3 protein-coding genes are annotated in these 2,690 nt (G+C 62.9%); all 3 read left to right on the top strand.

The window, feature by feature from the left end; translation table 11 throughout:
- The first annotated feature begins 99 nt into the window (after positions 1–99).
- The 3 genes from AAC640_RS18295 (at position 100) to tnpC (ending at position 2,586) form a co-directional block, all read left to right on the top strand.
- Positions 100–468: a transposase gene (locus tag AAC640_RS18295; RefSeq protein ID WP_340268881.1), complete on the top strand. Its 369-nt coding sequence runs from the start codon at positions 100–102 to the stop codon at positions 466–468.
- Positions 465–812 carry an IS66 family insertion sequence element accessory protein TnpB gene (tnpB, locus tag AAC640_RS18290; RefSeq protein ID WP_340268879.1) on the top strand — a complete coding sequence of 116 codons (348 nt, stop codon included), beginning with the start codon at positions 465–467 and terminating at the stop codon, positions 810–812. Before AAC640_RS18295 ends, tnpB begins: the two co-directional genes overlap by 4 nt.
- Before the next feature lie 106 nt (positions 813–918).
- Positions 919–2,586, top strand: a complete 1,668-nt coding sequence (gene tnpC, locus AAC640_RS18285; RefSeq protein ID WP_422795012.1) for an IS66 family transposase — start codon at positions 919–921, stop codon at positions 2,584–2,586.
- The last annotated feature ends 104 nt before the right edge of the window (positions 2,587–2,690 follow it).

The following is a 2,690-nucleotide window of genomic DNA, read 5'->3' as shown; positions in this document are numbered from 1 at the left end:
GTACGCATCCGATAGGGGCCGCCTTGTTCTGAAGTGTCCGGCGTCGGAGTTAGCGCGAGTGCAAGCGTGGAGGTTTGCACTGGAGCTAACGAGGGTGCGATGGATCGGATAACGGTTATTTCGGGGCCGGAGCGCCGGCGGGCGTGGACAGCGGAGCAGAAGGAAGCCCTGGTATTGGCGGCCTGTGCGCCCGGGGCGGTGGTAGCGGATATTGCGCGGGCGGCGGACGTACATCCGAGCCTGATCCACCGGTGGCGGCGGGAACGGACGCGAGGGGTTTGCCTATCGGGAACCGAAGCGAGTTTTGTGCCGGTGGTGATGAAGGCCGATGCCTGCGATGGTTCGCCGGGCGAAAGGCAGCCGGGCCTGGGCGTCGCGGCGGTGATCAAGACGCGGGGAGCGGTGATCTGGTTCGGGGATGCGGCGCGGCCCGAACTGGTCCGCGCGGTCCTGGGAAGCTTGCGATGATACCTGTTTCGGCGGATGTGAAGATCTGGATAGCGGCCGGCCATACTGACATGCGTCGCGGGATGGCTTCTCTTGCCCGCCAAGTGGAACAGCATCTGGGTCGAACCTTCCATGATGGGGATCTTTACGTCTTTCGCGGACGTCGCGGCGATCTGGTGAAAATTTTGTGGAGCGACGCGCTGGGGGTCTCATTATATGCAAAGCGTCTCGAACGCGGGAAGTTCATTTGGCCCTCCGCCAAGGACGGGGCGATCCCGCTAACCCCCTCGGCGCTCGCCTGCCTGCTCGAGGGGATAGATTGGCGCAACCCGCAGCGAACATGGCGGCCCAGTCAGGTTGGCTGACACTGGACATAAACGCGCCGCCCGAGAGGGGTGAATAGAGCGTTGAAAATCCATCGAAAACTGAGAAATATCTAGGCGTTTTGGGCGTTTTTTGCTATGGGCAACCATGCCTTCGGCCGATGCCTCTCTTGAGCTCTTGCAGCTCCAAGCCGAGCTCATGGCAACGCGCCAACTGGTCCAGGCAGCTCAGGCCAAGGCGCTCGAAGCGGAGGCAAAAGCCGCGCGTGTGGAGGCGATCAACGCCGACCTGCTTGCTCGCAACGCGCACCTTGAACTGATGAACGCGCTCATGCGCCGCGACAAATATGGCGCGAAATCGGAGCGGGCAAGCCGGCTCATCGGCCAGCTCGAACTGGGCTTCGAAGAACTTGAGGCCGATGCCAGCGAAGCCGAAAGCCTCGCCGCCCAGGCCGCAGCCAAGACAACCACGGTGGCGGCCTTTACCCGTCAGCGGGGACCCCGCCGCGACTTTCCGGCTCATGTGGAGCGCGAGAAGCGGGTGATCCCCGCACCCGAGCAATGTCCCTGCTGCGGCTCGCAGGAGCTGAGCCATCTGCCGCCCGACATCACTGAAACCCTGGAGAAGGTGCCCGCCCGCCACAAAGTTATCGAGACGGTGCGTGAGAAAGTCTCCTGCCGGCACTGTGAAAAGATCCGCCAGACCCCGGCGCCCTTCCACGTGACCCCCCGGGGCATGTTCGGCCCGCACTTCCTGGCCGACCTCGTCTTCCAGAAATATGGACTGCATCAGCCGCTTAACAGCCAGCGCGACCGCTTGGAGGCGGAGGGCATCCCCCTGAGCATCTCGACGCTTGCCGATCAGGTCGGCGCCGTCTGCGCCGCGCTCAAACCGATCTCCCTGTTGAATGATGCCCATGTGCTGGCCGCCGAGCGCCTCCACGCCGACGACACCACCGTTCCTCTCCTCGCCAAATATAAGACCGAGGTCGCCCGCATCTGGGATTATGTGCGCGATGACGCCCCCTTTGGTGGCACAGCGCCGCCGGCGCTGATGTGCCGCTACTCCCGGAACCGAAGGGGCGAACATCCCCGCGTACATCTGGCTGGTTATACCGGAATCCTCCAGGTCGACCGCTATGCCGGCTTTAACGAGATGTTCGAGGAAGGGTGGGCGGATAAGGCCATGACCCGCGCAAACTGCTGGGCACATGGCAGACGTAAGCTCTTCGAACTGGTCGACGTGGCCAAGCAACTGAAGGGCAAAAAGAAGGGAAAAGTGCCGCTCCTGTCGCCTCTCGCACGGGACGGGTTGGTGATGATCGATGAGATCTTCGCCGTCGAACGGGAGATCAACGGCGAGAGCGCCGATGAACGCCTGCGCGTTCGTAAGGAAAAGATCGCCCCGTTAGTCGATCAGCTCAAGGCCTGGTTCGACGCTCAGCGGAAGACCCTCTCCCGGCACGATCCCGTGGCTAAGGCCATCGCCTACTTCCTCAACGACTGGGAAGGCTTCACCACCTTCCTGGAAGATGGCCGCATCTGTCTCACGAACAACGCCGCGGAGCGACCGTTACGCAGTGTGGCCCGCGGGAGGAAGAGCTGGCTGTTCGTGGGATCGGACCGGGGAGGAGACCGCGCCGCGACGATGTTCAGCCTGATCGGCACCTGCCGGCTAAACGACGTCGATCCGCTCGCCTGGCTCACCGATGTCCTCACCCGCATCGCCGACTTGCCCCAAAACCGGCTGCATGAACTCCTGCCCTGGCACTGGAAAACCCTCCAGAACAGTAACCCGGTCGAACTAGCCGCCTGACCAACCGTGCCGTCGCTAGCCACAGTGCAAACCACGGTGCTTGCACTGCCGCTAACTCCCGCGAATACTCCCCTATCGCAAGGCGGCCGCTATCGGATGCGTAC

Source organism: Sphingobium mellinum (assembly GCF_037860795.1).
In the GTDB taxonomy this organism is placed as follows: Bacteria; Pseudomonadota; Alphaproteobacteria; order Sphingomonadales; family Sphingomonadaceae; genus Sphingobium; species Sphingobium mellinum.
This window is presented reverse-complemented; position numbering and strand designations above follow the sequence as displayed.